This is a genomic window from Halorubrum miltondacostae (assembly GCF_041379815.1).
GTDB classification, from domain to species: Archaea; Halobacteriota; Halobacteria; order Halobacteriales; family Haloferacaceae; genus Halorubrum; species Halorubrum miltondacostae.
Window position 1 is genome coordinate 437,258 of record NZ_JBEDNY010000001.1, and the last position, 25,664, is coordinate 462,921.

Annotated in this window: 26 protein-coding genes; 9 read left to right on the top strand and 17 right to left on the bottom strand. The window is 70.7% G+C overall.

Translation table 11 applies throughout. The annotated features are described in order from the left end of the window. Positions 1–15 precede the first annotated feature (15 nt). The 7 genes from ABNG04_RS02360 to ABNG04_RS02390 form a co-directional block, all read right to left on the bottom strand. Positions 16–1,425, bottom strand: coding sequence for a carotenoid oxygenase family protein (locus ABNG04_RS02360; protein WP_371159709.1), 1,410 nt, complete (start codon positions 1,423–1,425; stop codon positions 16–18). 138 nt (positions 1,426–1,563) lie between these two features. Beyond that, the gene (locus ABNG04_RS02365; protein ID WP_371159711.1) at positions 1,564–2,187 is read right to left on the bottom strand and encodes a hypothetical protein; all 624 of its coding nucleotides are present in this window, start codon (positions 2,185–2,187) and stop codon (positions 1,564–1,566) included. Positions 2,188–2,328: 141 nt separating this feature from the next. After that, the gene (locus ABNG04_RS02370) at positions 2,329–3,366 is read right to left on the bottom strand and encodes an LLM class flavin-dependent oxidoreductase (RefSeq protein ID WP_371159713.1); all 1,038 of its coding nucleotides are present in this window, start codon (positions 3,364–3,366) and stop codon (positions 2,329–2,331) included. Positions 3,367–3,522: 156 nt separating this feature from the next. Then, positions 3,523–3,699 carry a 50S ribosomal protein L37e gene (locus ABNG04_RS02375; protein WP_006112801.1) on the bottom strand — a complete coding sequence of 59 codons (177 nt, stop codon included), beginning with the start codon at positions 3,697–3,699 and terminating at the stop codon, positions 3,523–3,525. Next, positions 3,696–3,938 (bottom strand): LSM domain-containing protein, encoded by a 243-nt coding sequence (locus ABNG04_RS02380; protein WP_371159716.1) that lies wholly within the window; start codon positions 3,936–3,938, stop codon positions 3,696–3,698. The genes ABNG04_RS02375 and ABNG04_RS02380 overlap by 4 nt, the downstream gene beginning before the upstream one ends. A gap of 81 nt (positions 3,939–4,019) precedes the next feature. Next, entirely contained in the window at positions 4,020–5,312 is a 1,293-nt protein-coding gene (locus ABNG04_RS02385; RefSeq protein ID WP_371159718.1) for a hypothetical protein, read from the bottom strand. Continuing rightward, positions 5,309–5,959, bottom strand: a complete 651-nt coding sequence (locus ABNG04_RS02390) for a hypothetical protein (protein ID WP_371159720.1) — start codon at positions 5,957–5,959, stop codon at positions 5,309–5,311. The genes ABNG04_RS02385 and ABNG04_RS02390 overlap by 4 nt, the downstream gene beginning before the upstream one ends. 255 nt (positions 5,960–6,214) lie before the next feature. Here ABNG04_RS02390 and ABNG04_RS02395 point away from each other — a divergent pair, with 255 nt between their 5' ends. From ABNG04_RS02395 to ABNG04_RS02405, 3 genes are all read left to right on the top strand, one after another. Next, positions 6,215–7,567, top strand: coding sequence for an RNase J family beta-CASP ribonuclease (locus ABNG04_RS02395; protein ID WP_371159722.1), 1,353 nt, complete (start codon positions 6,215–6,217; stop codon positions 7,565–7,567). Then, on the top strand, positions 7,564–8,610 hold the full coding sequence (gene idsA3, locus ABNG04_RS02400) for a geranylfarnesyl diphosphate synthase (protein ID WP_371159724.1): 1,047 nt from the start codon (positions 7,564–7,566) through the stop codon (positions 8,608–8,610). Before ABNG04_RS02395 ends, idsA3 begins: the two co-directional genes overlap by 4 nt. A 114-nt stretch (positions 8,611–8,724) precedes the next feature. Further along, positions 8,725–9,639 carry a DMT family transporter gene (locus ABNG04_RS02405; RefSeq protein ID WP_371159725.1) on the top strand — a complete coding sequence of 305 codons (915 nt, stop codon included), beginning with the start codon at positions 8,725–8,727 and terminating at the stop codon, positions 9,637–9,639. A gap of 32 nt (positions 9,640–9,671) precedes the next feature. On the opposite strand, the gene ABNG04_RS02410 is transcribed toward ABNG04_RS02405, so the two are convergent. Beyond that, entirely contained in the window at positions 9,672–10,139 is a 468-nt protein-coding gene (locus tag ABNG04_RS02410; protein ID WP_371159727.1) for a peroxiredoxin, read from the bottom strand. Positions 10,140–10,213: 74 nt separating this feature from the next. On the opposite strand from ABNG04_RS02410, the gene ABNG04_RS02415 reads away from it, so the two are divergent. Further along, complete coding sequence (locus ABNG04_RS02415; protein WP_371159728.1) at positions 10,214–12,265, top strand: histidine kinase N-terminal 7TM domain-containing protein; 2,052 nt, start codon at positions 10,214–10,216, stop codon at positions 12,263–12,265. Positions 12,266–12,289: 24 nt separating this feature from the next. On the opposite strand, the gene ABNG04_RS02420 is transcribed toward ABNG04_RS02415, so the two are convergent. Next, positions 12,290–12,601, bottom strand: coding sequence for a CGCGG family putative rSAM-modified RiPP protein (locus ABNG04_RS02420; RefSeq protein ID WP_371159730.1), 312 nt, complete (start codon positions 12,599–12,601; stop codon positions 12,290–12,292). Positions 12,602–12,789: 188 nt separating this feature from the next. On the opposite strand from ABNG04_RS02420, the gene map reads away from it, so the two are divergent. Then, positions 12,790–13,698: a type II methionyl aminopeptidase gene (map, locus tag ABNG04_RS02425; RefSeq protein WP_371159732.1), complete on the top strand. Its 909-nt coding sequence runs from the start codon at positions 12,790–12,792 to the stop codon at positions 13,696–13,698. Next, positions 13,698–14,249: an HIT family protein gene (locus ABNG04_RS02430; RefSeq protein WP_371159734.1), complete on the top strand. Its 552-nt coding sequence runs from the start codon at positions 13,698–13,700 to the stop codon at positions 14,247–14,249. The genes map and ABNG04_RS02430 overlap by 1 nt, the downstream gene beginning before the upstream one ends. 166 nt (positions 14,250–14,415) lie before the next feature. Here ABNG04_RS02430 and ABNG04_RS02435 read toward each other — a convergent pair whose 3' ends face one another. Genes ABNG04_RS02435 through ABNG04_RS02445 form a run of 3 tightly spaced genes read right to left on the bottom strand, consistent with a single transcriptional unit; the run spans position 14,416 to position 16,917 of the window. After that, complete coding sequence (locus tag ABNG04_RS02435; protein ID WP_371159735.1) at positions 14,416–15,168, bottom strand: amino acid ABC transporter ATP-binding protein; 753 nt, start codon at positions 15,166–15,168, stop codon at positions 14,416–14,418. A gap of 22 nt (positions 15,169–15,190) precedes the next feature. Continuing rightward, positions 15,191–15,940 carry an ABC transporter permease gene (locus ABNG04_RS02440; protein WP_371159737.1) on the bottom strand — a complete coding sequence of 250 codons (750 nt, stop codon included), beginning with the start codon at positions 15,938–15,940 and terminating at the stop codon, positions 15,191–15,193. Positions 15,941–15,942: 2 nt separating this feature from the next. Continuing rightward, a complete protein-coding gene (locus tag ABNG04_RS02445; RefSeq protein ID WP_371159739.1) occupies positions 15,943–16,917 on the bottom strand; it encodes an ABC transporter substrate-binding protein in 975 nt (324 codons plus the stop codon). 128 nt (positions 16,918–17,045) lie between these two features. On the opposite strand from ABNG04_RS02445, the gene ABNG04_RS02450 reads away from it, so the two are divergent. Beyond that, positions 17,046–17,858, top strand: a complete 813-nt coding sequence (locus tag ABNG04_RS02450; protein ID WP_371159741.1) for a TOBE domain-containing protein — start codon at positions 17,046–17,048, stop codon at positions 17,856–17,858. An 81-nt stretch (positions 17,859–17,939) separates the two neighbouring features. Beyond that, on the top strand, positions 17,940–19,625 hold the full coding sequence (locus tag ABNG04_RS02455) for a tryptophan--tRNA ligase (protein ID WP_371159743.1): 1,686 nt from the start codon (positions 17,940–17,942) through the stop codon (positions 19,623–19,625). Between the two features lie 18 nt (positions 19,626–19,643). On the opposite strand, the gene ABNG04_RS02460 is transcribed toward ABNG04_RS02455, so the two are convergent. Then, the gene (locus ABNG04_RS02460) at positions 19,644–20,006 is read right to left on the bottom strand and encodes a DUF5518 domain-containing protein (RefSeq protein ID WP_371159745.1); all 363 of its coding nucleotides are present in this window, start codon (positions 20,004–20,006) and stop codon (positions 19,644–19,646) included. 125 nt (positions 20,007–20,131) lie between these two features. Here ABNG04_RS02460 and ABNG04_RS02465 point away from each other — a divergent pair, with 125 nt between their 5' ends. Next, positions 20,132–22,150: a helicase HerA domain-containing protein gene (locus ABNG04_RS02465; RefSeq protein WP_371159747.1), complete on the top strand. Its 2,019-nt coding sequence runs from the start codon at positions 20,132–20,134 to the stop codon at positions 22,148–22,150. An 82-nt stretch (positions 22,151–22,232) separates the two neighbouring features. Here ABNG04_RS02465 and ABNG04_RS02470 read toward each other — a convergent pair whose 3' ends face one another. The 4 genes from ABNG04_RS02470 to psmA all read right to left on the bottom strand — a co-directional run bounded on the left by ABNG04_RS02470 (position 22,233) and on the right by psmA (position 25,469). After that, a complete protein-coding gene (locus ABNG04_RS02470; RefSeq protein WP_371159749.1) occupies positions 22,233–23,162 on the bottom strand; it encodes an acetamidase/formamidase family protein in 930 nt (309 codons plus the stop codon). 189 nt (positions 23,163–23,351) lie between these two features. After that, a complete protein-coding gene (locus ABNG04_RS02475) occupies positions 23,352–24,059 on the bottom strand; it encodes a type 1 glutamine amidotransferase (protein ID WP_371159751.1) in 708 nt (235 codons plus the stop codon). Positions 24,060–24,186: 127 nt separating this feature from the next. Further along, positions 24,187–24,591: a helix-turn-helix domain-containing protein gene (locus ABNG04_RS02480; protein WP_297885473.1), complete on the bottom strand. Its 405-nt coding sequence runs from the start codon at positions 24,589–24,591 to the stop codon at positions 24,187–24,189. A gap of 104 nt (positions 24,592–24,695) precedes the next feature. Then, positions 24,696–25,469: an archaeal proteasome endopeptidase complex subunit alpha gene (gene psmA / locus ABNG04_RS02485; RefSeq protein WP_371159753.1), complete on the bottom strand. Its 774-nt coding sequence runs from the start codon at positions 25,467–25,469 to the stop codon at positions 24,696–24,698. Positions 25,470–25,664 lie beyond the last annotated feature (195 nt).

The window sequence follows — 25,664 nt, forward strand, 5'->3', positions numbered from 1 at the left end:
ACGGTGCGGTGACGCTCAGCTGTCACTGAAGAACCGGCCGTGGAAGCCGAACGGTTCCGCGTGGGGGAGTGACGCGTCGGCGAGGAGTGCGAGCGTGTCGGCGTCGAAGACGAGCAGGCGGGTCTCCTCCGCGCGGCTGTCGAGCGCCGGCGCGACGACGACGCCGTCGTCCTCGGCGGTCGCGTCCGGCCGCCGCACGGGGATCGGCTCCTCCACGAAGACGCCGTCCTCCCACCACTCGCGCGTCCGACCGGTCTCGACGTCGAGTTTCACCAGTCCGTTCGCGCCCTCGCGGTCCGTCGCCTGCGCGTAGGCGTACCGGTACTCGCGGCCGACGACGTCGCGGGCGACTCGGGGGAGCTCCACGCCGACCGGGTGGATCGTCGACCGGTCGACGTCGTTGGACCGCAGGTCGACCCGATACCGGACGGGCCGCCCGTCGGGGACGTCGACGTCCGACGGGGCATCGTCGAGCGCGTCGAGGCGCATCGCGTCGACGATGCCGGGGTCGGGAAACTCGACGAGGTCTACGACGACCTCGTCGCTCGTCGCGTACGCGTTGACGTGGTGGAAGGCGAAGACGGGCGGGAGCGCGGGATCTGCGACAAGGTCGCCGGTCTCGCGATCGACGACGAGGACGCGCGTGCCGCGCTCCGGCTGCCAATCGAAGACGTCGAGAATGCCCTCGGAGAACGGGCTCAGCGCGCGGCGGATCGGCATCACGAGCGGCGTCTCGACGAGGACGACATGATCGGTCGTGATGCTACAGTCGTGGATGTACCCCGGGCCGTCCGCCGCGATCGACGCGACCCGTTCCCTGGCGCGGCGATCCGGGTCGAGCCGGTAGACGTGATACTCGGGTGTTCGACCGAACTCGGTCACGAAGCCGAACCACGCGTCGGTCTCGGGGTCGCGCACGAGGTGCGCGGCGGTGACGTGTTCGCCGAGATCGTCGTCGAAGCCGAATGCGCCTCGGGTCTCGAGCGTCGCAGGATCGAACGCGACCCGACGCGGCGCCTCGGTGAGCGCGACGTACTCGCCGTCGAGGCGGGCGACGTGAACGTTCGCGTTGTCCGTGATCTCCGGCGGGCCGAGCGCCCGCAGCCACGACGCGATCTTCCCCACGCCCGTCCGGTCGGTCCCGAACTGCCCGGAGACGGAGCCGTCCATCGCGTCCGCGTAGGCGTCCGTGCGGAGGAAGCGATTCGAGTACGACAGCGTCCCGTCCTCGAACGCGTATCGCCGAAGCATCGCGAGGCCGTCGAACCAGTGCCCGAGTCGCTCACCGCCGACGTCGAACAGCCCCGGACCGTTCCGAATGAGCGTCCCCGACAGCCACGACGGGATGTCGCCTTCGACCGGGGGGCGGTGGTCCGTCACTTCCGTCGTGAGCGATCGGAACCCGACTCCGTAGCCCTGCCCCATACGAACCGCTGATACGGACTGTACGGTAATCAATTGACCTGTCCCTCGAGACGGAACGGACGGATCGACCCCGAGCAGCTACGTCTCGCGGCTCCAAAAGACATCGGGGCACCACCGGATCTCGTCATCGGGGCCGGTTCAGTCGGCGTCGAGCGCCGCCGCCAGCTTCGTCGCACCGTCCTCGGAGACGCTCTCGCCGTGCCCGACCAGGATTCGCTCCGGGCGGTAGTCGGCGAGACCGTCCGGCGCCTCGTCGAGCGCCGGGTGAACGCCGATGTCGTCGTCGCCCTCACAGAATCCCGGGAGGGTGCCCAGCGTCTCCATGACGACGAGGGTGCCGCCGGCCTCGTCGACGAGGACCGCCTCCTCCCATTCGTCCGTGTCGATGAGGCGGTGGACCTCGTAGTTCGTCCCCGCGAGCTCACCGTCGAGCGGCTCCGGGTCGCCGTCGAGTTTCTCTCGCGCCAGGTCCGTCCACTCCGGGACGGACACGGCGACGTCGTGGCGCGCCGCGATCGCTTCGGCGTCGCGCGTGTGCCGGTCGTGGGTCACGACCACGCCGGCGACCTCGCCGAGGTCGCTCAGCCGGTCGTCGAGCCCGTCGGCGTCGAGCGGGTCGACGACCCAGACCCCGCCCTCGGTCGCGAGCGCGTGGCTCCCGCGCATCGCGTCTTCCTCCGGATGCGCGACCCAGCTGATGCCGCCGTCCCATTCGGTCACCGCCTCGAGCGAGGGTCGCCCCGTCGGCTCGTCGTCGGACATGTGTGCGAGTATTAGGCACGACGACTAAACGCCTGTCCGTACCGGAACCGAGGCGGGCCGTCCGTCACCTCTCTTCACTTCGACGGTCGGTCGTCGCCACGGTCGCTACGGCTCGCCGTCCGCGCGCCAGTCGTCCGCCCGTCAGTCGGCGCGTGGCTCCAAGTCCATCGCCTCGGCGAGCAGCGCGTGCGAGTCGAGCGCGGCCTCGTGGTCCGGCACCGTGTGCTGGATCATCACCTCGTCGACCCCGACGCGGTCGCCCAGCTGCTCCAGCAGCCCCGAAATCGTCTCCGGGCTCCCGGAGATCGACCGCGGCCACTCGTCGTCGTCCAGCGTCGCCGGCGTCGGGTCGGGCGCGCCGCCCAGCTCGTCGACCGCCTCCGCGACGGTCGGCGTCTCGTCGCCGAGGTCGCCGCGCTTCATCCGCCGGAACGTCGCCTCCGCGGGCGCGCGCCGCCGGGCCGCTGCCTCGTCCGTCTCGGCAGCGACCGCGTTGACCGCGATCATCCCCCGCGGCTCGTCGAGCCCGCCTGGCCCGGCCTCGTGGTCGAACGCCTCGCGGTACTCGGCGAACGCGCGCTCGCCGAACCCGGGGCGAATGAAGCCGGCGAAGCAGTAACTGAGGCCCAGCTCGCCGGCTATCTCGCCGCTCGCCGGGCTCGACCCCAGCACCCACGGGATCGCCGGCCCCGCCGCCGACCCCGGAACCGACAGGTCGCCGTACGGGTGCTCGTCGGGGTAGGCGTCGCCGAGGTGGTTCACCACCGCCGTGATCCGCTCGCGGTGGTCCTCGTTCGGGTCCTCGACGCGGCGGTCGGTCCCGAGCGCGCGGTCCGACGCGGGCGAGCCGTTCGCGCGGCCCATCCCGAGGTCGACGCGGCCCGGTGCCAGCCCGTCGAGGACGCCGAACGACTCGGCCACTTTGAACGGGCTGTAGTGGTTCAACAGCACCGCACCGGAGCCGATGCGGATCGAGTCGGTCGCGCCCGCGAGCCGGCCGAGCAGCACCTCCGGCGTGGTGCCGGCGAGGCGGTCGCCCATGCCGTGGTGTTCGGCGACCCAGAACCGCTCGTAACCCAGTCGCTCGGCGTGGCGCGCGGCGTCGACCGTGTTCGCGAACGCGTCCGCCGCGGTGCCGCCGCGGGGGACCGGCGAGAGGTCGACGACTGAGAGGTCCATATCTCCGGTCGGCGACTGATCCGGTTAACGGTTGGCTCGGCGGCGGAGCGGTCGGGGGACCGAAACCGCACGCGGGTCACGTGTCGCCGATGCTCTCCGAGCGGGGCGCTACGCCTGGTCGCCGGTGAAAACGAAGCGAAGAGAAGAACCGCGTCGTCAGTTGTCGCCGGTCTTCGACTGCCAGGCGTAGTCGCGCCGGGAGGCGGACTCGCCGAAGCCGCACGAGGAGCAGCGCTCCTTCTTGACGTGGTAGGACTTCTCACCGCAGCGTCGACACTTCACGTGGACCGTCTTGTTCTTCTTTCCCTGAGAGGGCGTACCTGCGCCGGTCATGCTTTGATGGTGACGACGTTATCGCCGCGTATAATCGTTGTGTCTTCGATTGCGACCGCGAACTCCCCGTCGAGCTCGCCGTCGACGCGGTCGTCCACGCCGTCCTCCGGCTCGATGACCACGTTCATGTGCTGATCGTACCCGCCGAGGACGCCGTAGTACGTCGTTCCGTCCTTCAGGTGTACCGTCACCGGCTCCTCGAGCGACGCTTCGAGCACGTCGAGGGGTCGTCCACTCATTGTCCGTATCGCCGCCCGTCGCGATAATAAAAATACCGGGACGCGGCCGCCGGACCCGCCCGATCTGACACGAATCGGCCGTCACTCCAGCCGCTCGCGGACGAAGTTGGTCGCCGCCGGAACCGCGCTCGCGTAGCGGGCGGCGTACACCAGACTCGCCTCCGCCCGCCGCGCCGAGCCGTACCCCTCCCCGACGCGGTCGGCGACGTACCCGAACAGCTCCACTCCGGGGCGGACGAGCCGCGCCGCCAGCGGATCGTCGCCCGCGCCCGCCTCGCCGACCGCCGTCCGCGCCCGCTCCGCGGCCGATCGGACGGATGACTCCGACGGGACTTCGCGGTGTCTCCCGTCGCGGATCTCGTCGACGAGCCTCCGGTACGCGTCGACCTCGGCGAGCGCGGTGCCGGCTTCGACTACCGCGGTCGCGTGGTCGCCGTTGTCGACCGCTCGTTCCACGTCGTCGACGGCCGACTCGACCCGCTGGTCGCTTGTGGCGACGAGCTCCTGTGCCACCGTCCCGCTCAGGTCCTCGCCGCTGAGCGGATCCTCACCGCCCAGCCGCTCGCGGACGGTCGCGCGCGTCCGACTCACCGAGGCTCGCAGTTCGTCGGCGGCCGCGACCAGCGACGCCCACTGCGGGGCCGGGTCGTCGCGTTCGCCGAGGAACGCGTCCCGGAGCCCCTCGGCGTCGCCCGCGGCGGCTCGCGCGCGCTCGACGCGAGCGACCGCCTCGCCGGCCCGGAACGGATCTGCGACCGGATCTGCGGGGTAGCTGACACTGGGCTCGACGTGCTCCGCGCACCGCGCGAGCAGCGACTCGACCGGCTCGTACGCCACGACCGCCTCCGTCGGGGAGTCGGCGCGGTACGTCAGGTCGGCCGCGAGCGAACTGCGGTCGGCGCGGACCGCGCGTCGGCGGGCGGCCAGCTCTGCCGCGTCGCTGGTCCCGGTAGCCGCGCGGTGCGCGCCGCGGACCGCCGCGGCGTCCTCCCGCCGCCCGCGCCACGTGGTGAGGGCGTCGACCGGCCAGCCGTCGGGCGGGGCCGCATTCGACCGCTCCATCGCACGCTCCCGGTCGCTCCCGATCTTCTCGGCGACGGCGACGTTGGGGACGTCCGGGTCGGCCGGCACGTCGGCGAGCATCTCGAGCGCCCGCGTCTCGTGGGCGTCCGCGAGCGACTCGGGGACGGCCACCGGGAACGGGGACGCCGGCCACTCGACGGTGCCGACGGCGTCCGACGGGAGCGACGCTGGCGCCGCCGGACGCTCCTCCTCGCCGGTGAACGGGAGCGCCGAACAGCCGCCGAGGGCCGCCGCGCCCGCCGTCGCGAGCCCGGCGAGGAACCGGCGACGGGAGCCGGAGTCGGCGGTCACGCGCCGTCACCCCCCGACTCGGTCGCCGACGAATTGAACACGGCGGGCCGACCCCGCCGCCGACAGGAGCCCCGCATGCCGCGCCCGCTTCCGGTCGAGCCGTCGGCCGCGACGGGCAGCCGGATCGCGAACCCGACGGTGTGGAACTCGTCGGGGGCGCACGCCGCGTCGGCCGGGCGGTACGCCTCACAGAACTGCGCGTAGGGGTGGAGTTCCCCCTCGGCGAGGTCGTCCGGCTCGACGGACACCGACCGGAACCGGATCTCCCGGCAGGCCCGCACGGGCATCGCGAGGAGGTACACCGACGCGGCGTCGAAGTCGGTCGCGCCGCAGAACGACCGGAGCGTCTCGCCCGGGTCCGTCTCGGCGAAGGTGAGCTCCCCGAGGTCGTCGTCTGCCACCAACACTCGGCGCGCCCCTCGGCGCCCTCGCGCCGGCTCGTCGCTGGACGGCGACGGGAGCGATTCGCCCGCGGCGACGAGCGCGTCGCCCGCCTCGTCGCGCACCTTCTCGAGCTCGTAGTCGTCGATCGGCCGCTCTCTGCTCGGAACGCTGTTCGACGCCGTCTCGCTGCCGGCGCAGCCGGCCAAGGCGGCGATCCCTGACGCGGCAGCAAGGAGGGCCCGTCGGCGGGGAATGTCTGCCATCGCCGACGCTTCGACCGAGGCCGTGAAACGCTTTGTGGGAGCCGCTCGGACGCGAACCGGCGCCGCGGGGGCGAACCCGGGAGTTTTTAACGTGGGCGAGAGTACGCCGATGTACCACACTCCCGCGGGACACGGTGAGTCGCGACGACTCGGCCGTAGCGGGGCCTTCAACGACGCGCGGTAGGACGTAGCGCCGACGGCTCCTTGCGGGGTTCAGTGACCGACGCCGACCACGGCGTCACACACGGACACACTATGGAAATCGAAATTGCGACACTCGGCGGTTACGAAGAGGTCGGTCGACAGATGACGGCGGTTCGCGCGGGCGAGGACATCGTCATCTTCGACATGGGCCTGAACCTCAGTAAGGTCCTCATCCACGACAACGTGGAGACCGAGAGCATGCACAGCCTCGACCTGATCGACATGGGCGCCATCCCGGACGACCGGGTCATGAGCGAACTGGAAGGCGACGTCCAGGCGATCGTCCCCACTCACGGCCACCTCGACCACATCGCGGGGATCCCGAAGCTCGCCCACCGCTACGACGCGCCGATCGTCTCCGCGCCGTACACGATCGAGCTGGTCCGCCAGCAGATCGAAGACGAGGGCAAGTTCCAGGTCGACAACGACCTCGTGAAGATGAAGCCCGGCGCGTCGATGGCGATCGGCGACTCCGAGCAGGTCGAACTGGAGTTCGTCAACGTCACCCACTCGATCATCGACGCGATCAACCCGGTCCTCCACACGCCCGAGGGCGCGGTCGTCTACGGTCTCGACAAGCGCCTGGACCACGACCCCGTCATCGGCGACCCGGTCGACATGGACCGGTTCCGCGAGATCGGCCGTCAGGACGAGGGCGTCCTCGCGTACATCGAGGACTGTACGAACGCCGGGAGCAAGGGCCGGACCCCCTCCGAGTCGTACGCCAAGAAGCACGTCGAGGACACGCTGAAATCGATGGAGGACTACACGGGCGGCATCATCGCCACCACGTTCTCCTCGCACATCGCCCGCGTGAAGACCCTCGTCGAGTACGCCCGCGAGATCGGCCGCCAGCCGGTCCTGCTCGGACGCTCGATGGAGAAGTACTCCGGCACGGCCGAGCGGCTCGACTTCGTCGACTTCCAGGGCGATGTCGGCATGTACGGCCACCGCAAGTCGGTCGACCGCGCGTTCAAGCGGATCATGAAGGAGGGGAAGGGCAACTTCCTCCCCATCGTGACGGGCCACCAGGGCGAGCCGCGCGCAATGCTCACCCGCATGGGTCGCGGCGAGACCCCCTACGAGATCGACGACGGCGACAAGGTCGTCTTCAGCGCGAGCGTCATCCCGGAGCCCACCAACGAGGGGCAGCGCTACCAGTCCGAACAGCTGCTCCGGATGCAGGGCGCGCGCCTCTACGACGACATCCACGTCTCCGGCCACCTCCGCGAGGAGGGGCACTACGAGATGCTCCAGGCGCTCCAGCCGCAGCACCTCATCCCCGGCCACCAGACGCTCAAGGGCCGCTCGCCGTACGTCGACCTCGCGAAGACGCAGGGGTACAAGCTCGGGCGTGACGTTCACGTGACGCAGAACGGGTCCACGATCCAGCTCGTCGAATGACGAGCGAGACGAAGGAGGCGCGGGTGCTGGACGCCATCCGCGAGCGGCGTGACCTCGTCAACGCCGCTATCGACGAGGAGCTGCCGGTCCAGGAGCCGGAGCGGCTGTACGAGGCGACGCGGTACATCCTCGAAGCCGGCGGGAAGCGGCTCCGGCCGACCGTGGCGACGTTGGCCGCGGAGGCGGTCACCGAGACGGAGCCGATGGGGGCCGACTTCCGCGCGTTCCCGTCGCTCGGCGGCGACGACGTCGACGTGATGCGCGCCGCGGTCGCCATTGAGGTGATCCAGTCGTTCACGCTGATCCACGACGACATCATGGACGAGGACGACCTGCGGCGGGGCGTCCCCGCGGTCCACGAGGCGTACGACGTCTCGACGGCGATCCTCGCGGGCGACACGCTCTACTCGAAGGCGTTCGAGTTCATGACCGAGACCGGCGCGGACCCGCAGCACGGCCTCGAGGCCATGCGGATGCTCGCGTCGACCTGTACCGAGATCTGCGAGGGACAGGCGCTCGACGTCGCCTTCGAGAACCGCGACGACATCCTCCCCGACGAGTACCTGGACATGGTCGAGCTGAAGACCGCGGTGCTGTACGGCGCGTCGGCCGCGACGCCTGCCCTCCTGCTCGGCGCCGACGAGGACGTCGTCGACGCGCTCTACCAATACGGGATCGACTCCGGGCGCGCGTTCCAGATCCAAGACGACGTGCTCGACCTCACCGTCCCCTCGGAGGAGCTCGGCAAGCAGCGCGGCTCCGACCTCGTCGAGGGGAAGGAGACCCTCATCACCCTCCACGCCCGGCAGCAGGGGGTCGACGTCGACGGGCTCGTCGACGCCGACACGCCCGCGGAGGTGACCGAGGCGGCCATCGACGACGCGGTCGCCGCGTTAGAGGAGGTCGGGTCTATCGAGTACGCACGTGAGACCGCCGAGGACCTCACCGCGCGCTCGAAGGAACACCTCGAAATCCTCCCCGAGAGCGGCTCTCGTGGGCTGCTCGAAGACCTCGCGGACTACCTCATCGTCCGCGGCTACTGAGCCGGCCGCGCGTCTCGTGGGCCACCGCGCCGCGCGTCCCCGCCGGACGCTCAGTCACCGGCGGTCCGGGCCGCGACGGACACCGCTTTACCTGCCGCCCCCGTCGGGGCGACCGTGTCACGGTACCGTAACGCCGCGCTGTTCTGCCTCCTCGCGCTGTTCTGGGGCGGCTCCTTCGTCGCCATCGAGGTCGGTCTCGACTACTACCCGCCGGTGTTGTACGCCGCCTATCGGTTCGACGTGGCCGCGCTGGCCCTGATATCGTACGTCCTCCTCACGCAGGACGGTCCGATCCCGCGGACGCGCGGCGACTTGGCCGCGATCGGGTTCAGCGGCGGGCTCTCCGTCGCCGCGAACAACGCGCTGCTGTTCGTCGGCCAGCAGTACACGACGAGCGGCATCGCCTCGATCACCTACAGTCTCGTCCCCATCGCCACCGCGGCGGTCGCGGCCGCGTGGATCGGCGGGGCGGACCTCGACGCGCGCGGCGCGGTCGGGGTGGTCCTCGCGTTCCTCGGCGTGGGGCTCGTCGCGCAGCCGGACCCCGCGAACCTCGGCGGCGGCGTCGCGGTCGGCGTCGGGCTGATCGCGATCGGGGTGATGGCCGTCGCGGTCGGCAGCGTCGGCCTCCGGACCGTCGAGACGTCCTTCTCCAGCGTCGCGCTCACCGGCTGGGCGATGGGGTTCGGCGCCCTCGCCATCCACGCGCTCAGCCTCAGCTTGGGTGAGACCCAACAGTTGCCGGTCGCGGCGCCGCGCGCGCTCGTCCCGCTGCTGTTCCTCGGGCTCGTCTCCTCGGCGGTGGCGTACACCATCTACTTCACGCTGCTCGACCGGCTCGGCCCCTTCGAGATCAACCTCGTCTCCTACGTCGTCCCGGTCGTCGCCACCGTCGCGGGCGCGCTCCTGCTCGCCGAGCCGGTGACGCCGTTCACTGTCGCGGGCTTCGTCGTCATCGTCGCCGGGTTCGGGCTGCTGAAGCGCCGCGAGATCGCGGACGCGGCCGCCGGGATTCGGTTCCCCGCGTGAGCCGCCGCGCGCCGGCCGCGGACACCGCGGGCTCAGTCGTCGAGCGCGCGGACATCCTCGAGGATCTCGACGGCGTGGTCCTCCGGCGAGACGCCCTCGTAGGCGAGCACCACGGTCCCCGCCTCGTCGAGGACGTACGTGTTCCGGAACACCCCGTCGAAGGTGTTCCCGAACATCGACTTCTCGCCGTAGGAGTCGTACGCGCTCGCGACCGCGCCGTCGGGGTCCGAGAGGAGCGCGAACGGGAGGTCGTACTCCGCGGCGAACGGCTCGAGGTCCGCGACCGGATCGTCGCTGATCCCGACGACGGCGACGTCGGCGTCCTCGAACGCGTCCCACTCGTCGCGGAAGCCACACGCCTCGGCGGTACAGCCCGGCGTGTCGGCGCGCGGGTAGAAGTACACCACCGTATGGCTGGCCGCGGCCGGGTCGACGGTGACCGTCTCGCCGCGGTGGTCGGTGAGCGTGATCTCAGGGGCGGCGTCGCCGGGTTCAAGCATACGGATCGGCTCTCCTCAATCGGGTTAGAGGATTCGGTCCATTTTTACCGGGCTCCCACATCCTACCCGTATCGATGGCGTGGCAACCGACGCCGTACACGGTTCCGCTGCTCGTCGCGGCCGCCGCCTCCTTCGCATTCACCGTGTACGCCGTCGGAAACCGGTCGCGCGGCGGCCGCGCGCTCCTGTGGAGCTTCGTCGGCGTCGCCGGCACCGCGGGCGTCTGGGCGCTCGGGTACGCGGCCCAGCTGTCGGCCCCCGCGCTCGGCCCCACGCTGTTTTTCAACCGGTTCGTCTGGCTCGGCTTCGCCGGCCTCGCGGTCGCGTGGCCTGCCTTCGCCTTCGCGTACGTCGACCGGGCGGCGTGGCTCGGACGCCGGCAGCTCCCGCTCCTCCTGGCGGTCCCCGCCGCGGTCGGGGTCGCCGTCTTGACGGTCGGCGCCGAGCCGCTCTTCTACGTCGACCCGGTCCTCGTCGACGCCGGCGGCTACCGGGTCCTGTCGTACACCCCGACGCCCGCGCTGCTCGGCTTCGTCGGCTACACCTACGCGGTCAACCTCTTCACGTTCGTCGTCCTCGGCTCCGCCGCCGTCTCCCGCGACGGCGTGTTCCGGCGACAGGCGGTCGTCCTCTTCGCGGCCGGCGTCGCGCCGATGGCCCTCGGGGCGGCTGGCATCCTCGGGGTCGTCGGCCCGGAACGCGGGGTCGTCGACTTCACGCCGATCGCCTTCGGCGCGACCTCGGCGCTCCTCGCGTGGCTCGTGTTCCGGTACCGACTGCTCGACGTCTCTCCCATCGCGCGCGACGCGGTGTTCGCGAACCTCTCCGATGCCGTCGTCGTCTGCGACGCGGACGGACGGGTCGTCGACCGGAACGACCCGGCCGAGGCGCTGTTCCCTGACGCCGACCTCGGCGTCGCCGTCGGCGAGGCGTTCGACGACGTCCCGGCCGTCGCCGACGCGGTGACGGGCGAGGACGCGGCCGAGGAGTTCCGCGTGACGCTCGACGGGGGCGGCGCGCCCCAGTTCCTGACGGTCGACATCCACGACATCACGGGGCCGCGGACGGCCCGCGGCGGGACCGTCCTGCTGTTTCGGGACGTCACCGAGCGCGAGACGCTCCAGCGGCGGTACCGCGCGCTCATCGAGAAGTCGCCGAACGTGATCGCGGTCTGCGGCGAAGATGGTCTCGTCCGGTACGTGAGCCCGTCAATCGAGCGGCTGATCGGCCACCGACCGAACGATATCGAGGGCCGTCCGGTCATCGACCTGGTCCACCCCGAGGACCGCCGCGAGGCGCAGCACGCGTTCGAGCGCGCCTTCGGCAGCGCCGAGCCACAGTCGCTCACGCACCGCATCGCCCGCGACGACGGGAGCTACCGGCGATTCGAGACGGTGATCGAGCGCTTGTTCGAGGACGCCCGCGAGGTCGTCATCACCGCCACCGACGTTACGGAGCCTTGGCGGTACGAACAGCGGCTCCAAGTGTTGAACCGCGTGTTGCGCCACGACCTGAAGAACGACACCAACGTCATCGGCGGGTACGCGGACCTGCTCCGCGACCACGTCGACGAGGAGGGCGACCCGTACCTCGACGTCATCGACCGGAAGGTGCGGACGCTGACGCACCTCAGCGACCAGGCCCGCGAGATCGACGTGGCGCTCCACAGCGACGCGGCCCGGACGGAGATCGACCTGGCCGAGCTCGTCGCCCGCCTCTGTGAGTCGCTGGAGTCGTCGTACCCCCACGCGACCGTGTCGGTGACCGTCCCCGAGTCGGCGGTCGTTGCCGCGGACGAGCTGTTGGAGTCCGCGGTCCGGAACGTGTTGGAGAACGCTATCGTCCACAACGACGGCGACGACCCGCACGTCGAGGCGACTGTCGCCTCGGACGGCGACCGTCTCCGGGTCGACGTCGCCGACGACGGGCCAGGCATCCCGCCGGTCGAGCGCACGGTGTTCTCGGAGGCGCGCGAGACGGCGCTCGAACACGCGAGCGGCCTCGGCCTCTGGCTCGTCCACTGGATAATCACGGAGTCCGGCGGTGACATCGAGATCGCGACCCGCGAGCCGACCGGCACGGTGGTGCGGATGTGGCTCCCGCGGGCGGACGGCGAGCCCGAGTGAGCGGCGGTCAGGCGGCCGGCCCGCTCAGACGTGGACGCGCACGACGTGGCCGCCGCAGCCGCACTGCTCGACGTACTCCCAGTCGAGTCCCTCCCCGAGCGCCGCCTCGAGGGCGCCGACGAGGTACTCCTCGGGGTGGCCGTGCTCGCCGTGGGTGACGAGGTTGACGTGATTGCCCGCGGCCGTGTGCTCGACCGCGTCAATCGCCTGTCGGACGAGCAGGTCGCGGTCCGCGGCGTGTTCGGGCCCTTCGAGGGTCGCGGACCAGGAGTTCTCGTGGACGCGGTCGGTGACCGGGTCCGCGTCGTGATCGTGATCGGACGGTGTGCTCGACATATTCGAATAAACGCCGCGGAGCCCCCTCGGTCTTCGAGCGAACATGTTCGAGCCGAACGTCGGCGTCCGGGGCAGGCGCCGACCGCCTTCGCGGGAGGCACCTCCGAGGACTGTTAGTCGGACCACGGGTCCCGACCCGTTCGACGCCCTCCGCAACCTCTTTGCGCGCCCTCGCCGAAGCCGAAGTCATGAGCCACGGACCTCTGGACGAGGACGCGGTCGAGAGCTACCGCGAGGCCGGCGCGGTGCTGGTCGAGGCGATGAACGAGGCCCGCGAGATGGTCGAACCGGGCCGGAGTCACCTCGAAGTCGCCGAGTGGACGGAAGACTTCGTCCGCGAGCAGGGGGCCGGCCTCGCTTTTCCGGTCAACATCAGCGTCGACCCGGAGGCGTCGCATGCGACGCCGGACCGCGACGGCGAGACCGAGTTCGGTGAGGAGATGGTGTGTCTCGACGTCGGCGTTCAGGTCGACGGCTACATCGCCGACGCCGCGGTGACGGTCGACCACAGCGGGACCCCGGAGCTCGTCGAGGCCGCCGAGATGGCGCTGGAGGCCGCGCTCGACGAGGCCGGCCCGGGCGTCGAGGTCGGCGTCGTCGGCCAGGCGATCGAGGACGTGATCCGCGGATACGGCTACACGCCCGTCCTCAACCTCTCCGGCCACGGCGTCCAGCGCTACGACGCCCACACCGGGCCCACGGTGCCGAACCGCGGCGTCGACCGCTCGGTCGAGCTGGAGCCGGGGCAGGCGGTCGCGATCGAGCCGTTCGCCACCGACGGCCGCGGGAAGGTCGGTGAGGGGACCGACGAGCAGATCTTCGAACAGCAGGGCTCCGCGAGCGTGCGCGACCGGCGGGCGCGGCAGGCGCTGGAGGAGATCGAGGCGTTCGACGACCTCCCGTTCGCGGCGCGATGGCTGGAGACGGACCGCGCGGCGATGGCGCTCCGCCGGCTGAAGCAGGCGAACGCGATCAAGGGGTACCCCGTCCTGAAGGAGGACGACGATGCGCTCGTGAGCCAGGCGGAGCACACCCTCCTCGTCACCGAGGACGGCGTCGAGGTGACGACTGCCGGCATCCACGGCTTCGACGACTGATGGACCAGATCTTCGCGCCGTGGCGGATCGAGTGGGTCGAACGCGACGCGGACCCGATCGACGGCTGCCCGTTCTGCGTGCTCCCGGAGCGCGAGGACGCCCGCGCGGCGCGCGTGGTCGCCCGCAGCGAGCGCAACTACGTCCTGCTGAACAACGCGCCGTACAACCCCGGCCACGCGATGGTGGTCCCGCGCGACCACGTCGAGGACCCGACCGCCCTCGACGACGCGACCCTCCTCGACCACGCGAAGCTCAAGGCGGCGACGCTCGCCGCGCTGCGCCGCGACATGGACCCCGACGGCGTCAACACCGGCCAGAACCTCGGGGGCGACGCCGCCGGCGGGTCGATCGACCACCTCCACACCCACGTCGTCCCGCGCTGGAGCGGCGACACGAACTTCATGCCCGTCACCGGCGGGACGAAGGTGATCGTGGAGGCGATAGAGCGCACCTACGACCACCTCCACGACGGCTTCGCGGCCGACGAACACGCCGTCGACCCGGGCGACGCCGAGGCGGGCGCGGCGGTCGAACTCGACTTCGACGTCTGAAGCGGCGCTGTTGATTATTTATAACCAACCAGCGCGGTGGCGCGAGGCGAGTCGCACGCGCGAGGGAAGCCGACGAGGCTGGGGCCTTGGAGGCGTACTCCGCAGGTCCGTCGGTCAGCCACGTCAGGCCGCCGGAATCCGACCGGCTTCCCCCGCTTTCGCGATATTAGTACACCAGTTCGCCCGAGATGAACTTCCGGGTTCGCTCGTCTGCGGGGTCCTCGAAGATCTCCTCGGTCGGCCCGACCTCCGTGATCCCGTCGTCCAGCAGCACCGCGACGCGGTCGGCGACCCGCTCGGCCTGATGCATGTCGTGGGTCGCGACGACGACGCCGATCTCCCTGTCGCTCGCCTCGCCGACGGCGTCCTCGATGACCGCGGTGTTGCGCGGGTCGAGGTCGGAGGTGGGTTCGTCGAGCAGCAGGACGTCCGGCTCGTACGCCAGCGCGCGGGCGAACGACACCCGCTGGGCCTCGCCGCCCGAGAGCGAGTCGGCCGGCTGGTCGGTCTTATCGGCCAACCCCACGACGTCCAGCGACTCGCGGACCGCGTCGGCGGCCCCGTTCAGTCGGACCAGCGAGGCGAGCCGCTCGCTCCACGAGCGGCGGACGCGGAGCCCGTACTCGACGTTGCGGGCGACCGTCCCGTCGAAGAGGCTCGCCTCCTGGAACACCATGCCGACCCGGCGGCGCAGCGCGAGCCGCTCCGTCTCGTCGGCCGCCCACGGGTCGGTCCCGTCGAGCGTCACCGTGCCCTCGTCCGGCTCCAGCGAGAGCGCGAGCGTCCGCAGCAGCGTCGTCTTGCCGACGCCGGAGGGGCCGATGACGGCGACGACCTCGCCCGCGCCAACATCGACCGTGAGGTCGCGGAACACCGTCTCGTCGCCGTACGACTGCGACATGTTCGTCGCGCGGAGCATCAGTCAGTCACCTCCCCCCGCATCAGCCGGCCACCCCGCGGTCGCCGAAGCGGACGACGACGGCGTTGACAATCAACACGAGCGCGACGAGCACCGCGCCGAGGACCATCGCGGTCTCGTAGCGACCCTGCCGCGCCTCCAACTGGATGGCCGTCGTCAGCGTCCGCGTCTTCGAGATGCCGTCCGCGCTCGTGATGTTCCCGCCGACGATCAGCACGGAGCCGACCTCGCTGATCGCGCGGCCGAAGCCGGCCAACACCGCGGTCGCGATCCCGTAGCGCGCCTCCTTGATCACGACCAGCGCCACGTCGACGCGGGTCCCGCCGAGGACGCGGGCGGCGTCCCGGACCCCGTCGTCGACGCCGCTCACGGCCGCGAGGCTGATCGCCGTGATCGGCGGCGTCGCGAGGACGAACTGCGACATGATCATCGCCTCGCGGGTGAAGATGAGCTCCAACGACCCTAGCGGCCCCTGGTTCGAGACCGCGAACAGGACGAGGAGCCCGACGACCACGCTCGGGAACCCCATCCCCGTGTTGACGACCGACTTCACGAACCCCTTCCCGGGGAACTCCGTGAGGCCGATCGCGACGGCGGCCGGGACGCTGACGAGCGTGCTCAGCGTGACCGCGGTGAGGCTCACGTACAGCGAGACCGCGATGATGCTCCCGACGTACCCTTCCCTGAACGAGGCGCCGAACAAGGACGTTGCGGGGCCCGCGCCCGCGTCGAGGAGGGCGGGGGCCAGCTGTGCGACCGGTTCGAGCGGCACGCTTACGCGTCGGAGTCGTCGCTACTCCAGCCTTCCGGAACGTACTGCCCGAAGTCGGGGTCCTCGGAGACGGCCTCCGGGAAGAACAGCTGTTCGCCGTTCACCTGGTACTCGGAGATGGCGCTCTGGACGCCCGGGCTGGTGATCCACCCGATGTACGCCATCGCGAGGTCGTAGTTGGCGTTCTCGTGGACGCCGGGGTTGACCGCCATGACGCCGTACGGGTTCGCGAGGATCTCCGGCCCGCCCTCGATCGGGCCTTGAACGAGGATCGTGAGGTCGATCTCGGAGCGCTGCGAGATGAACGTCCCGCGGTCAGAGAGCGTGTACGCGCCCTGCTGGTTGGCGACGTTGAGCGCCTCGCCCATGCCGGTGCCGGTCTCCTGGTACCAGTCGCCGCCGGGGTCCGTGCCCGCCGCGTCCCAGAGATTCAGCTCCTTCGTGTGCGTCCCCGAGTTGTCGCCGCGGGAGACGAACGACGCCCCCGCCTCGGCGATGGTCGTCAGCGCCTCGGTCGCGGAACCCATCCCCTCGATCCCCGCCGGGTCGTCCGCCGGCCCGACGATCACGAAGTCGTTGAACATCAGGTCCCGACGGTTGATCCCGTACCCGTTGCGCATGAACTCGTCCTCGAGCCCGCGGGCGTGGACCATCACGATGTCCGAGTCGCCGTTGCGTGCGGTCTCGAGGGCCGCGCCGGTCCCCTGGGCGACGGCGTCGACCGTGACGCCGTACATCTCCTCGAAGCCCGTGTGGATCTCGTCGAGCAGCCCCGTGTCGTAGGTGCTCGTCGTCGTCGTGAGCGTCAACGTCTCCCCGGCGACCGAGGGCGTCCCGTCGGCGGTCCCGTTCCCGCCGCTGCCGCCGCCGTCGCTCCCGTCGCCGCCGTCACTCCCGCCGGTCGACGAGCAGCCCGCCGTACCCACGATCGTTCCCGCACCGAGCGCGGCCACGAACTTCCGTCGTTGTATCGGCATAGATACAACGGTGGGTCGACACGACATATAAGTTGCGTCACGGCCCCGAACGCCGGATCGAGGCGCTCGGGCTTGGGGGTTGCCGCCGTGTCGAAACCCCCAACACGGCCCGGACACACCCTCCAGGCATGAGCGACACGACCGGTCCGGACGCGGCCGCGGGTCGGGGGCGCGCCGCGCTCATCGAGGGCGGCGTGGAGTTCGACGGCCGCGACGCCGCGCTCTTACGCGCCGTCGACGCCACGGGGTCGGTCGCGGGTGCCGCATCGGCGCTGGGTCGGTCCCGAGCACGCGCCCTCTCGCGGATCGAGACGCTGGAGGGGGCCTACGGAACCCTCGTCGATCGTCACCGCGGCGGTGAGGGGGGCGGCGGGAGCCGACTCGCTGGGTCGGCCCGAGAGCTCCTCGACCGCTACGACCGGCTTCAGGCCGTCCTCGCGGCGACGGCGTCGGTGCCCGAGACGGTCCTCCGCGGGACGGTCGAGGCGATCGACGGCGAGATCGCGGTCGTCGACACCGCGGTCGGGGCGCTCTCCGGCCTTCACGGCGGGGACGGCAAGGACGACGGCGGGGGCGAGGGAGACGACGGGGCCGACGGCGGGAGCGGGAGGGACGCGGTCGCCGTGGGCGATCCGGTTCAGGTCCGGATCGGCGCGGACGCGGTCACCGTCAACGACGCGACTAACGCGGTCGACCCGGACGCCACGAGCGCCCGGAACCGCCTGACCGGCCGGGTCTCCCGCATCGACTCCGGCGAGACGGTGTCGACGGTTCGGGTCGCGGTCGAACCGGTCGACCGGGAAGCGACGGACGACGCCGCCGTCGAGGTCGCGGCGCTGATCACCGCCGAGAGCGTCGATCGGCTCGGTCTCGCTCCCGACGATCCGGTGTCGCTCCGGTGGAAGGCGACCGCGACGCGGCTGGTGCCGCACGCGGAGTGACCTCGGCGGTCGGCCGACACACTGTGCCAACCGGTCCCGCGCAAGCGAACGGTTTTTGCGTCGACCGACGGGAGGGTTGGTATGGACGAGGACACCCCCGAGGGCGCGACCCTGCCGGGCGACAGGCGCGGCGGCGACGCTGCGACCGACCCGGCCGCCCCTCGGACGGACGGCGGGACCGAGCGCGCGGACGAGCCGACCGAGGACGTCGCGCTCGACCCGTGGGGGTCGGCGTCGGTCGGGGACTACGCGGACCTCTTCGCGGAGTTCGGCATCGAGGCGTTCGACGAGGTCGACGATGACGTGCCGGACCCGCACTACCTGATGCGCCGCGGCGTCATCTTCGGCCACCGCGAGTACGACGCGGTCGCGGAGGCGATGGCGAACGACGAACCGTTCGCGGCGCTCTCCGGGTTCATGCCCACCGGCGACCCGCACATCGGCCACAAGCTCGTGTTCGACGAGCTGATCTACCACCAGCGGATGGGCGGCGACGCCTTCGGGCTCATCGCCGACCTCGAGGCGCACTCCGCGCGCGGGATGTCGTGGGACGAGATCGACGAGCACGCCCGCAACTACCTCCTCTCGCTGCTCGCGCTCGGCTTCGACGCCGAGGACGGTGAGTTGTACCGCCAGTCCGACAACCGCGAGGTCCAGGACCTGGGGTTCGAACTCGGCTCGAAGGCGAACTTCTCGGAGTTCGAGGCGATCTACGGCTTCGACGGCGAGACGAACATCTCGCACATGCAGAGCGTGATCACCCAGACCGCGGACATCCTCTACCCGCAGCTCGTCGACGAGCCGAAGCCGACGGTGATCCCGGTCGGCCCCGACCAAGACCCGCACGTTCGGCTCACCCGCGACCTGGCGACCCGCGTGCGCTACTTCAAGGTGACTGAGGCGTTCGCCTCCTTCGAGCTCGACGACGACGAGCGGCAGTTGGTTCGGGCGGCGTACGACGCGCTCGCGGCCCCGAGCGGCGACGGCGACGCCGAAGACGCCGACACCGCCGAGACCGACGTGCGCTGTGAGGCGGCCGCCGAGTGGCTCGCCCACTACGAGCCGCCGGAGAGCGACCGCGAGAGCGTCGACCTCGCGGCCGCGAAGGGGACCGTCCTCGACAAGCTCCGCGCCGGCGGCAAGGAGCCGCTCCGCCCCCGCGTGCGGTTCTTCGACCGCAACGCCACCGACGAGGCGTTCGAGGCGCTGATCGAGGCCGTGGAGGGGGAAAAGCGCGTGTTCGAGGGCCACGTCGACGCGTTCGACCTCACCCGCGGCGAGGCCGAGTCCGTCGCGCGGGAGGTCGAGATCGACCACGACGGGTTCGGCTTCCGGCAACCCTCCTCGATCTACCACCGGTTCATGACCGGGCTCACCGGCGGCAAGATGTCCTCATCGATCCCGGCGAGCCACATCTCGCTGCTCGACGACCCCGAAGACGGCTACGACAAGGTGAAGGCGGCGACGACCGGCGGGCGCGACACCGCCGAGGAGCAGCGCGAGCTCGGCGGGGAGGCCGACGAGTGCCCCGTCTACGAGCTGTACGCCTACCTGCTCGCGGGCGACGACGACGATCTCACCAAGGAGGTGTACGCCGAGTGCGTCAACGGTGAGCGCCTCTGTGGCGGGTGTAAGGAGCAGGCGGCCGAGCTGATGGCCGAGTTTCTCGAAGACCACCAGGAGAAGCGGGCCGAGGCCGAGGCGCTTCTCGACGACCTCGACATCGACCTCGACTCCGACCGGCGCGGCACCGGCGGCGAGCACTGACTTCGCGACGCGCGGCCCTTACAGTTCTTCTTTCGCGTACACGCCGATCAGGCCGCCGAGCGCGCTCAACACCACGGTGTAGGCGACGCCGCCGATCACGACGATCGCGCCGAAGACCACGACGCCGCCGGCCGCGATCCCGACTTCGAGCAGGAACCCGAAGAGGCCTAAGAACGGCAACAACACGAGCACGAGCAGGAGCAGTCCGACGACCGGGATCGACGCGATCGCCCCGGAGATCGCGCCGACCCGGAGCCCGTCGTCTTCGTTCAAGTAGCCGGCGAGCGCGCCGCCGAGCAGCGGCGAGACGCCGGTGAACGACAGCACCGCCGTCGCGATCGCGCCGATGAGCGCGTTCAGGAGGGCGTTTTCGGTGTCCATACGCGGCCGCACTCCCGGCGGCGGCATACGTCTTGCGGACCGCGGGACGCGGCCCGCCCGCGACCGACAACCCCGGACGGTGAGCGAGGCGATGGTTTATGAGGCGGGCGCCACCTCTCACGGGTATGAGCGAGGCAGAGACGATCCACGTCGCGGACGTCAGCGAGGGGATCGGCGGCGACGCGACGGCGGAGCCGGGGTCGCCGGTCGAACTCCCGGTCGTCGACGTCCTCACCGGTCGGTCCTTTATTACGGGCAAGAGCGGCTCCGGGAAGAGCAACACCGCTTCGGTCGTGATCGAGAACCTGCTCGACAGCGGCTTCCCGGTCCTCATCGTCGACACGGACGGCGAGTACTACGGGCTGAAAGAGGAGTACGAGATCCTCCACGCCGGCGCGGACGACGAGTGCGATATCGTCGTCTCCCCCGAACACGCGGAAAAGATCGCGGCGCTGGCCTTAGAGCAGAACGTCCCGATCATCTTGGACGTCTCCGGCTACCTCGAGGAGGACACCGCCAACGAGCTCCTCTTGGAAGTCGTCAAACAGCTGTTCGCGAAGGAGAAGCGGATGAAGAAGCCCTTCCTGCTCGTGATCGAGGAGTGTCACGAGTACATCCCCGAGGGCGGCGGGATGGACGAGACGGGGAAGATGCTGATCAAGGTGGGCAAGCGCGGCCGGAAACACGGGCTCGGCATCGTCGGCATCAGCCAGCGCCCGGCCGACGTGAAAAAGGACTTCATCACCCAGTGCGACTGGCTCTGCTGGCATCGGCTCACCTGGGACAACGACACGAAGGTGGTCGGGCGCATCCTCGGCTCGAAGTACGCGAGCGCGGTGGAGGACCTCGGCGACGGCGAGGCGTTCCTGATGACCGACTGGGACGAGTCGATCCGCCGGATCCAGTTCCACCGGAAGGAGACGTTCGACGCGGGTGCGACGCCCGGGCTGGACGACTTCGAGCGCCCGGAACTGAAGTCCGTCTCCAGCGACCTCGTCGGCGAGCTCGAGTCGATCTCCGAGGAGAAGGAGCGCCGCGAGTCCGAGATCGCCGACCTCAAACAGGAGTTAGAGAAGAAGGACCGGCGGATCGACGACCTCGAACGCGAGCTGGAGGAGGCCCGCGACCTGAGCAACATGGCAGACCAGTTCGCGCAGGCGCTGCTGGGCAAGGCGGAGGCCCCGTACCGCGGCGGCGGGCCGCCCGCGGCGAGCGCCGGCCGGCCGGCGGGAGACGGCGACGACGGCGACGACGCCGACCAGTCGGTGCTCAAGTCGTACGACGAGGCGGTCGCCGCGACCGAGCGCGACGCGGCGGAATCGGCCGCGGACGGCGGCTCCGAGGCCGACTCGGCCTCGGGAACCAGGGGTCCGGAGTCAGCGCCCGACGCCGTCGACAACGACTCCGACGCTCCCGTCTCCGGCGACGCCGAACCTCTAACACCCGACGCCGCGGCCGAGTCCGCGTCGGGGCCGCCGGACGACGTCGATCCGGTCACCCGCGACGACGTCGCCGAGAGCGCGCTCCGGTTCGACGACGCGATCGAGCTCGGTACCCGCGAGGCGGTCATCGAGGAGCTCCGCTCGCGGATCGAGGCGCTCCCGGAGCTCTCCCGCGGGATGCTCCGCCACTACCGGCGCGAGGGCGCGAGCGACCCCGTCGCGGCCCACATCGACGCCGGCGGCGACGGCGACTCCGGCCACGCCTACAGCCGCCACCGACCGATTCGCCGCGCGGGGCTCATCCGCCACGCCGGCCGCGGGCACTACGCCTACGCGGTCCCGGACCTCGTCCGCGAGGCGTACGCCGACCGGCTCGATGAGGCGCAGGTCGACGAGATCGTCCGCGCCGTCGAGACTGTCTTCGTCCCGCCCGCGGAGCTGAGCTACCCGCCGGACGCCGACCCGGCCGACGTCGGCGAGCCGCCCGCTGGGGAGGCGGCTGACCGATCCGGCGAGGACCGCACCGAGAGGACGGCGGCGGCCGACGGCGACGACTCGCTCGCCGCGGATGACAGGACCGCCGCGGACCTCGATCGGGATGCGGCGGCCGCCCACGCCGCCGATGCCGACGAGGACGAGGCGACGGCCGACGCCGGCCTGAGCGACGCCGCGCGTCGGTTCGCCGAGCGGTCGGAGCGCTGACGCCCCCGACGGACGCGAAGGGGCCCCGGCGGCGAGCGCGGGCGCGGTGGACGACTCGGCGGCGAGACCGCTTCTCTCGGGTTCAGAACGGGACCGAGAGGTACTCGCTCGGCACGGCGTTCCGCGCCGTCACCTGCGGGTCGACCACCTGGCTGATCTCTAAGCCGCCGACGAGGCTGGAGAAGAGGTACGCCTCGGTGCGTGAGAAGCCGTGGTGGTGCGCCAGCAGCCCGAGCATGTCGCGGTTCGCTAGTTCGACCGCCTCCTCCAGCGTCTCGGCGCTCGCGACCGTCTTCACCGCGTCGCCGGTGTCGAGGAGGGGCCGATCCAGCGGTACGGCCGGGTCGTCGATCACGGAGAGCGTCGCGTCGACCTCGACCGCGATCTCCGCGCCGGTCCCGCACATCTCGCCGTCGGCCATCGCCGCCTTCGCGTCGCCCATCGCCAGCATCGCGCCCGACTGGAAGACGGGGAAGTAGACGGTCGTCCCGGCGGTCACGTCGGTCGTATCGAGGTTTCCGCCGTGGTCGTCGGGCGACAGCGTCGAGATCGTCTCGCCGTCGGTAGCGACGCCGATCGTCCCGATAACGGGCTCGATCGGCACGTCGATCCCCTCGAAGTCGATCCGGTCGCCCGCGCCGTCGGCGGGGTCGTCGCCGTCGACCTCGGTGATCCGCGTCGCCGGGTGCTTGATCTCGGGGTCGTCGTGGAGGAGGCCGAACCCGGGCGTGGTGACGACGCGCCCGCGGTCCTCCGCGACGCGGACGGCCTCGATATCGACCGTGAGGACGTCGCCCGGGCTCGCGCCGGCCACCGCGATCGGACCCGTCGCGGCGTTTACCTCCTCGGGGATCTCCTCAAGCAGATCGTCGTCGCGCTGGATCGCGCCGTTCAGGCTGTCAATCGTCGTTATCGTCACCGCTTCGCCGTCGGCGGCCTCGTACACCGGCTCCATCTCCGGACCGAACTCGTACACGTGGCCGTCGCGGTGCGTGACCGACTCTCGTGCCATCACCCGCGATCGGCGTTCCGGTCGCAAAAACCCACGCCGAGCGGTGCGACGCGCGCGCGCCAGGCTTCGGCCAAGCGGGCGAACACCCACTCGACGGGCGCGACACACTTGTGTCGGAGAGACAACGCCGCCGGCCGATCCCGAGCCCGCTCGGCGCGGCTCGCACCGTCGGGACCCCGGCTCGCCCGGTTACTCTTGGCGTCGAACGGGTTGGTGGCGCTCCGCGATGTCGAGGAAGTTGTCGAAGACGGCCGTCACCGCCTCGGCCTCGGCGACGCGCTCGTCCGTGATGCCGTCCATGACGGACCGGATCCGCGCGTTCGGGAGGTCCTTCCCCTCCGTCACCCACTCTGCCGTCTGTCGGTCGTACTCCGGGTGGAACTGGACGCCGTAGGCGCTCCCCAGCCGGAACGCCTGAACGCCCACCTCGTTCTCCGCGAGAGTGACCGCACCGGGCGGCACCTCGGCGACCCGGTCTGAGTGGGTTTCGAAGCTCGTGAACGTCTCCGGAACGCCGGCGAACAGCGGGTCCTCGCCGAGGCGTGTGATCGACTCGTACCCCAGTTCGTACTCGCCCATGTCGACGACGCGCCCGCCGAGCGCCTGCGCGAGGAACTGGTGGCCCCAGCAGATTCCGAGTATCGGCACGTCGGCCTCGTCGATCCGGCGGAGCCGCTCGGTCGCCTCGTGGATCCAGTCGCGGTCGTCGTACACGGAGGTCTGCGAGCCGCTTATGACGACGCCGTCGAACCGCCAGCTCGACGACGCCACCGGTGGCGGGAACGCGCCGTCACTGATCTTGTACACCGTGACGTCGGCACCGAGTTCGCGGCGGAGGTTCGACTCGGCCGGGGTCTCTCCGACCGACGCGTCGAGGACGGCGATGGTCGTGTCCATGCCCGACCGTACGCGCGACTGAAACATATACTATTGGGGTTATTGTACAATACAGATAACAGAAAGGGATATGGGAACTCAGCATTCGCTCCGGCTGCCGGCGGCGACCGGCGTCGCGGTCCGCGCGTCAGTTCTCGGCGGTGACGGCGACCTGCTCCGGACGGTCGTACTTCTCCTCGAACTCGCCGATGAGCTGGCCCATCTTCGCGTACCAGTCGTTGAGCATGCGCTGCATGTCGTCGGCGATCTGCGACGGGTCCGTCGGGCTGTACACGTGGTAGTAGCCGCCCTGTTCGTAGTTGATCTGTTCTTTCTGGATGAAGCCGGCGTTCAGGAGGCGCTGGACCGCGCGGTAGGCGGTCGAGCGCTCGCGGTCGACGCGTTCAGCGACCTCGTCTATCGTGAGCGCTTCCTCGGCCGACACGAGCGACCGGTAGCAGTCCTTGTCCAACTGCTTCAGGCCGTGGAAACACTCGAGTAACCCCTCACACTCCATGTCCCGTTGGAGCTGTTCGGACATCGAATCGGGCATCTTACAGTTGCCCTATGGGGTCCTGTCGCTAAAAGTATTGTGTGTGGGATATACAATTCCGCGCAGGCCGCCGGACGACGCCGGCGGTGGTCGAGGCTGGGTCGCTACTCGTCCGCGTCGGACTCGTCGTCACCGACGTCGCCGTCCTCGTCGTCGGCGTCGAGGCCGGCCGCCTCGAACGCGGTCTCGACCTCCTCCAGCGGGACCGTGCGGTAGCCGTCCGCCTCGGTCACGGACGCGACCGCGAGGTCCGAGGGCTCGAACTCGTCGTCGTGGGCGGCCAGCGCCGCGACGGCCAGCTCGATGCCGTCCTCCAGCGAGAGGTCGTCGCTCCACTCCTCCTCGAGGTGGCCCTGGATGTCCTGCCGGCCGCCGCCGATGACGGTCGCCTTCCACTCGTTGGGCGTGCCCGACGGGTCGGCCGCGAACAGGCGCGGCTCGCCGTCGTCGATGCCGCCGATGAGGAGCGCCGCTCCGTACGGGCGCGTGCCGCCCCGCTGGGTGTTCTCCTGGATGTGGTCGGTGATGAACTTCGTCAGCGTCTCGACGCCGACGGGCTCGCCGTAGCGCAGGCGGTTCCCCTGCGACTGTCGGCGCGCGAGGTCGATCAGCTGGCGCGCGTCGGCGACGTGGCCCGCGCTCGCGGTGCCGACGTGGTCGTCGAGCTTGTGCAGCTTCTCGATGCTCTCGGCCTCCATCAGCGACGAGGAGGGCCGAGACATCGCGACGAAGACGACGCCGTCCGTCGTCCGGACCCCGACGCTCGGCGCGCCGCGCGAGACCGCCTCGCGTGCGTACTCGACCTGGTAGATGCGTCCGTCGGGCGAGAACAGCGACGTGCCGCGGTCGTACGCCTGCTGGTCGTTGTTACCCATCATCGTCGATCCCCCGCTCGCGCGGTGTCGCGTTCACTCATTACCCTCACTTACGTCGGGCCGTTGAAAAAGCAACCGTAACCGGTACGTCTCGGAGCGCCGCCGGCGCCGCGGGTTCCGACCGGCGGCGACCGCCGGCCAGCGGTTTCGCCTTCGGCGCGAACGGCACAGAACGGCCGTCAGCTTCCGTCGGCGACG